Below are 5,953 nucleotides of genomic sequence, written 5' to 3' on the forward strand. Positions count from 1 at the left end.
CTAAAGTTAAGTGTTTTTGAATAAAACACTCTCTTAGTTAAGATTCAAACGTGTCCATTTTTTGCTGACGATTTACACTTTTGGGATTACTCTTCCTTGATCAAGGAGAATTCGTTTAAGATCGTGTTCGTCTCTAATGTCTCCAATATCTATCCCATTTATTTTAGTGATTTGATAAGTTGGGAAATTTGACTTTTCTTTAATGGGTTTTTCTTTTGCCATTGTCTATTGATTTAAAGATAAAAATTGTCCACGCTAAAATTGCTATCGGAGCACCTATAAATATTCCATAATCGGTCTCTAAAGACTTCATTAGAGCCATAAAGCTGATTGTGTTTACAACAAAGAACCAAAATAGCCATTTCATAAATATTAAGTGTTAGGTGTTGATTGAATCTTGTTGTTTAAAATGGTTTTATGTGGAATGTTTGCCATAATATTTAAGTTTATTTTGATAAATAAAGAAAGGCGTGAAACTAAAATCATGTCTTAACTGAGGTACTCGGATACCCAACAACCAGACAGACTTAGCCCACGCCTATATACGGCACGGGCGTAAGTCTATCGTTTTGATGGTTGTTTTGAAGATTCCGAGTTTTCAGTTAACCTCAACGATAGCTTACGCGATTTCGTTCAATAAAATATTAGTGTAAAGATAAGGAAATCGAAGGATATTTTATTTGAAATCCTCTGTTTAATTGCGTTAGTATAGTGTATTACATTTATTAAAGACAGTTATTTTCGCATCTGTTTTTTTGTAGCATTTATCACATAGCGTCTACCATCTTTAGCTCCACTCCAGATATTAGTAACGCTATTGATGTTAATAGGTGGTTCTTTTTCAACCTGAATTAATCTTTTACAAACTTTTCTGAATTTTCGATTCCATAGTCGTTTATCTTGTTTTTCAGATGGAGCTGCGGCAACTCCAAATATTTTGGTTTTGCGTATTGATCGTGACATTTTTATTTTAAAAGTAATAAATGAAAGTTAATTTAATTAATTTGTATAATTAAATAGGATATATGAAAATACAAATTATCAGTGATCTACATCAGGAATTTGGTTATTCAGAATTATCTTTTGATAAGGCTGATGTTGTTGTGTTTGCTGGTGATGTAAATTTAGGGATAAAGGGTTTGCATTGGATTCAATCTAGGATAAAAAGTAAGCCTGTAATTTATGTGCTTGGTAATCATGAGTATTATAAAAGCGCCTACCCTAAAGTGCTCAATAAATTAAAAGTATTAGCTGAAAATACTAATATACATGTGCTCGAAAATTCATTTATAGATATTGAAGATATTCGTTTTCATGGCTGTACTCTATGGACTGATTTTTCGATTTTTGGTGATCCCATGGAATATGGAATTATATGTCAGTCAGCAATGAACGATTACAAAATGATAAAGCGTGATCCATCATATTCAAAAATGCGTACGATTGATACGTATAGAATTCATCAAGTTTCTCGTAAATGGCTAGATAATAGTTTGGAATTATCAGAAAAATCAAAAAATATTGTTGTCACTCATCATGCACCCAGTTTACAATCTGTTTCTGAGCAATATAAAAGTCATCCTGTAACAGCTGCTTATGCTTCCAACATGGAAGAATTTATATTAAAACACCAGCCTGACTACTGGATTCATGGTCATATTCATACACCATGTCGTTACCATATTGGTCAAACAGAGATTATCTGTAACCCACATGGTTATATTGATGAACCTTATAATGGGTTTGATAAGGAGTTGATCATAGAAATTTAGTTTACTTGTTTTTTAGTGATTTACAGATATAATTTTCTCACCATATCTGTAATTGTTTATTGACTTTAATTTACTTCATTAAGGTTTCCCGTAGTTTGTTAAGGTTTTTCTGAGTATATTAGAAGCTTAAATCATGAAAGATTCTTATTCATAATTTGATAACATTAACCTTTAGTATCATATAAAATACATGGCTAAAAAAGTCCAAACCAAAAGTACAGAAGAAATCCTTTGGGATGCAGCCAATAAATTACGTGGTTCTATTGAACCTTCCGAATATAAACACGTGGTATTGAGTTTAATCTTCTTGAAATTTGCAAGTGATAAATTTATCAAACGCAGAGAAGAATTGATTGCAGAAGGTAAAGAAGCCTTCTTAGAAATCCCCGAATTTTACCAGGCAGAAAATGTATTCTATTTACCTGAAAAATCGCGTTGGGAATACATTATCGAAAATGCCAAACAAGAAGACATTACCTTAAAAGTCGATACAGCACTTAAAACCATAGAACGTACCAACAAATCGTTAGAAGGTGCGTTGCCCGATAACTATTTCTCTCGCTTAGGATTGGATCAATCTAAGTTTTCGGCTTTATTGGATACCATCAACAACATCGATACGCTTCGTGATGAAGCCCAAGATATTGTGGGGCGTGTGTACGAATATTTCTTGAGCAAGTTTGCCATTGCCGAAGGAAAAGGGAAAGGTGAATTCTATACGCCGAAGTCGATTGTAAATTTAATTGCCGAAATGATTGAACCCTACAAAGGAAAAATCTATGACCCTTCTTGTGGTTCGGGTGGTATGTTTGTGCAGTCGTTGAAGTTTATTGAGAAACACCAAGGAAACAAAAAAGACATTTCCATTTATGGGCAAGAGTTAACGAATACCACGTTTAAACTGGCAAAAATGAACTTAGCCATTCGTGGAATTTCTGCCAATTTAGGAAACAAAGCCGCCGATACCTTTGGTGACAATCAGCACAAAGAATTGAAAGCCGATTACATCATGGCGAATCCGCCGTTCAACTTAAAAGATTGGCGCGCTGAAAACGAATTAACCGACGATCCACGTTGGACCGGTTACGAAGTGCCTCCCAAATCCAATGCCAATTATGCGTGGATTTTGAACATGATTTCGAAATTGTCGCAAAACGGTGTCGCTGGTTTTATCTTAGCCAATGGCGCCCTTTCGGGTGGTGGTGAAGAATACAAAATTCGTAAACAAATTATAGAAAACGACTTGGTAGAAGCCATTGTAATTTTACCAAGAGCGATGTTTTACTCTACAGATATTTCGGTAACGCTTTGGATATTGAATCGAAATAAAATAGAACGCACCGTAGAAGTAAACGATGGGGTAAAAAACTATCGTAACCGTACAGGTGAAGTGTTGTTTATGGATTTACGCCAAAAGGGTGAACCGTTTGAAAAGAAATTTATTCAGTTTTCGGAACAAGATATTGAGCAGATAGCCGCAACCTATCATAATTGGCAACAAAAAGATTTTGCTACGACTTATGCGAATGAACCCGAGTATTGTTATTCTGCTACTTTAGAAGAAATCCGTAAAAAAGATTATTCGTTGGTACCAAGTAAATACATTGAGTTTGTCAACCGTGACGAAAACATCGACTACAATACCCAAATGCAAGCCTTGCAAACCGAATTGAAAGACTTGTTTCAGCAAGAAGAAGCCTTGAAACAAGAAGTAGCAAACGTATTTAAATCGTTGGGCTATGAGTTATAAAAAGTTGGGTGATTATATTCAACAAGTAAATAATCGTAACAGAAATTTACAAGTTGATACATTGCTTGGTGTAAGTATTACTAAAAAACTAATTCCTTCCATTGCTAACACGGTTGGAACGGATATGTCTACGTATAAGATTATCGAAAAGGGACAATTTGCATACGGAACCATTACATCAAGAAATGGAGATAAAATATCTATTGCTTTAGCTGATGAATATGATAAAGCTTTGGTTTCTCAAATCTATATTGTTTTTGAAGTAATTGATAAAAATGAATTGCTACCTGAATATTTGATGATGTGGTTTTCACGTCCAGAATTTGATCGTTATGCACGTTATCATTCGCATGGAAGCACAAGAGAATCTTTTGATTGGGAAGATTTATGTGAAGTAGAATTACCTGTTCCATCCATCGAAAAACAACGCGAAATTGTGGCCCAATACCAAGTGGTAGAAAACAAAATCAAAGTCAACGAACAAATCTGCGAGCAATTAGAAGTCACTGCTCAAACTTTATACAAGCAATGGTTTGTAGATTTTGAATTTCCGAACGAAGAAGGACAACCTTACAAATCTTCTGGCGGTGAAATGGTTTTCAATGAAGAATTAGAAAAGGAAATTCCTGAGGGTTGGGAGGTGAAGAGTTTGGGGGAAGTTACAGATAAGACAAGTTCGGGAAGTACACCAAGTCGAGATGATATGTCTTATTGGACAAATGGAAAAATACCATGGTTAAAAACAGGAGAGTTAAATGACAAAATTGTAGTTAATTCAGAAGAGAAAATTACAACGAAAGCATTAAAAGAAACTTCTGTAAAATTGATTCCAAAAGATTCATTATTAATTGCAATGTATGGAGAAGGTAAAACTAAAGGTTCGGTAGGTTACTTAAAGTTTGAAGCAACAACTAATCAAGCTTGTTGTGCACTTATCTCCAGTAATGTTCAGATAATAAATTTTCTTTATTATGCAATGAAAGCAAATAAAGATGAGATATTGAAAAATGCAATCGGAGGAGCACAACCGAATCTTAGTAAAAAGATAGTCGATGAATTTAGATTATTAATTCCCCAAAAAGAAATACTAGATAAGTTTGATATGAATAAATATATACTTTTTCAAGAAAGTATATTAAAACAAAACCAAAAACTCACACAACTTCAATCGCTGTTGTTAAGTCGATTGGCAACGTTGGAGGGGCAGAATATCTAAATAAATTATTAACCAATTATAAATTAAAAATATGGCAAGATGTACAGCACCAGTAAATGGTCATCGTTCAGCAAGTGCGAGAGATAACTGCCCTGCATGTGGAGGTAGTTATAGAAGTTATAATTATTATTCATCGTACTCAAATCCTTATAGTTCTTTATCAAGTAGTTCGGTAAGTGGAAGTAGTGGTAAATCCAGAGCGCGTTGGTCTTCAGGAGGTTCAACAATATTCTATACACCTGCAGAAATTAGAACTCTTACTCCTGTTCGTGAAAATATAGAAAAACGAGCTGACCTACCTGATTTAAGAGATGTTTTTCTTTGCCATGCATGGGATGATAGGAAAGAAACTGCAAAAGAATTACACGATTTACTAGAATCAAAAGGAGTTACAGTTTGGTTTAGTGAAAAAGATGTTTTATTAGGTTCTTCTTTATTGCGAGAAATAGATAAAGGTTTAGTTAAATCGAGAGTCGGAATTGTTTTAGTAACACCTAATTTTCTTAAAAGAGTAAAGGGTGAAGGAATTGCAGACAAAGAACTTTCTGCATTGTTAGCTCGCGATTTGTTAGTTCCAATTGTGCACAACACTACGTATGATGATTTGCGAGAAGTAAGTCCATTATTAGGATCAAGAAGTGGACTTAGTACCAAAGAGGATACTATGGATAATATTGCTTCCAAACTAGCAGAATTAGTGACAATAGAAGATTAACCGTCATCTATCTAAACCTTGTCGTTGTTTTTATTGGATTTGGCAAGGTTTAGATAGTGATATAACTGAAGAACAGCTAAAATCATCAATATAAACTACTAAAATCATACACCATGAGCCGAATTTTGCTACCAGAACTTAGACTTAGCTATTTCGATAAAGTAGGTGTTAAAAACACGGTACATCAATTAGTTGTAGAGCAAACTTTTGTTGACTATTTTTTTCAAAATAGCTTTAGAGGTTATGTAATAGTTTTTGTAAAAGGAAATCCTATTTGTATTACTTCAAATAAAGATTTTGAATCTGCCAATTTCGATTACATATTACTTTCAAATAAAAAACCAACTGAACAAACTTTAGGGATTGATGGGGAGATTATCTTAAAAAGATGGCTAAAGCATCCATTGAAAAGAGAATATTCGAATGTACGTCTTCAAACTAAATTAGACACATTAGGATGAAACCTTAAGGAGACTTTCGAGTTATAAATTTATTAATTT

7 protein-coding genes are annotated in these 5,953 nt (G+C 33.8%); 5 read left to right on the forward strand and 2 right to left on the reverse strand.

Annotated elements, in window-relative coordinates; genetic code table 11:
* Window positions 1-72 precede the first annotated feature (72 nt).
* Both ACFRAE_RS17580 and ACFRAE_RS17585 read right to left on the reverse strand, forming a co-directional pair.
* A complete protein-coding gene (locus tag ACFRAE_RS17580) occupies window positions 73-222 on the reverse strand; it encodes a hypothetical protein (RefSeq protein ID WP_422798482.1) in 150 nt (49 codons plus the stop codon).
* Between the two features lie 513 nt (window positions 223-735).
* Window positions 736-963 carry a hypothetical protein gene (locus ACFRAE_RS17585; protein WP_422798483.1) on the reverse strand — a complete coding sequence of 76 codons (228 nt, stop codon included), beginning with the start codon at window positions 961-963 and terminating at the stop codon, window positions 736-738.
* Window positions 964-1,025: 62 nt separating this feature from the next.
* On the opposite strand from ACFRAE_RS17585, the gene ACFRAE_RS17590 reads away from it, so the two are divergent.
* From ACFRAE_RS17590 to ACFRAE_RS17610, 5 genes are all read left to right on the forward strand, one after another.
* The gene (locus tag ACFRAE_RS17590) at window positions 1,026-1,772 is read left to right on the forward strand and encodes a metallophosphoesterase (protein ID WP_422798484.1); all 747 of its coding nucleotides are present in this window, start codon (window positions 1,026-1,028) and stop codon (window positions 1,770-1,772) included.
* A gap of 190 nt (window positions 1,773-1,962) precedes the next feature.
* Window positions 1,963-3,522 carry an N-6 DNA methylase gene (locus tag ACFRAE_RS17595; RefSeq protein ID WP_422798485.1) on the forward strand — a complete coding sequence of 520 codons (1,560 nt, stop codon included), beginning with the start codon at window positions 1,963-1,965 and terminating at the stop codon, window positions 3,520-3,522.
* Window positions 3,512-4,738 (forward strand): restriction endonuclease subunit S, encoded by a 1,227-nt coding sequence (locus ACFRAE_RS17600; RefSeq protein ID WP_422798486.1) that lies wholly within the window; start codon window positions 3,512-3,514, stop codon window positions 4,736-4,738. The genes ACFRAE_RS17595 and ACFRAE_RS17600 overlap by 11 nt, the downstream gene beginning before the upstream one ends.
* 31 nt (window positions 4,739-4,769) lie before the next feature.
* Window positions 4,770-5,453, forward strand: coding sequence for a toll/interleukin-1 receptor domain-containing protein (locus ACFRAE_RS17605; protein ID WP_422798487.1), 684 nt, complete (start codon window positions 4,770-4,772; stop codon window positions 5,451-5,453).
* Window positions 5,454-5,566: 113 nt separating this feature from the next.
* Window positions 5,567-5,914, forward strand: a complete 348-nt coding sequence (locus tag ACFRAE_RS17610) for a hypothetical protein (RefSeq protein ID WP_422798488.1) — start codon at window positions 5,567-5,569, stop codon at window positions 5,912-5,914.
* The last annotated feature ends 39 nt before the right edge of the window (window positions 5,915-5,953 follow it).

Source organism: Sphingobacterium sp. HJSM2_6 (genome assembly GCF_049316305.1).
Lineage (GTDB): Bacteria > Bacteroidota > Bacteroidia > Sphingobacteriales > Sphingobacteriaceae > Sphingobacterium.

Excerpts from the sequence above, each read along its gene's own strand:
- ACFRAE_RS17580 (WP_422798482.1), bottom strand. The coding sequence starts at position 222 with ATGGCAAAAGAAAAACCCATTAAAGAAAAGTCAAATTTCCCAACTTAT.
- ACFRAE_RS17585 (WP_422798483.1), bottom strand. The coding sequence starts at position 963 with ATGTCACGATCAATACGCAAAACCAAAATATTTGGAGTTGCCGCAGCT.
- ACFRAE_RS17590 (WP_422798484.1), top strand. The coding sequence starts at position 1,026 with ATGAAAATACAAATTATCAGTGATCTACATCAGGAATTTGGTTATTCA.
- ACFRAE_RS17595 (WP_422798485.1), top strand. The coding sequence starts at position 1,963 with ATGGCTAAAAAAGTCCAAACCAAAAGTACAGAAGAAATCCTTTGGGAT.
- ACFRAE_RS17600 (WP_422798486.1), top strand. The coding sequence starts at position 3,512 with ATGAGTTATAAAAAGTTGGGTGATTATATTCAACAAGTAAATAATCGT.
- ACFRAE_RS17605 (WP_422798487.1), top strand. The coding sequence starts at position 4,770 with ATGGCAAGATGTACAGCACCAGTAAATGGTCATCGTTCAGCAAGTGCG.
- ACFRAE_RS17610 (WP_422798488.1), top strand. The coding sequence starts at position 5,567 with ATGAGCCGAATTTTGCTACCAGAACTTAGACTTAGCTATTTCGATAAA.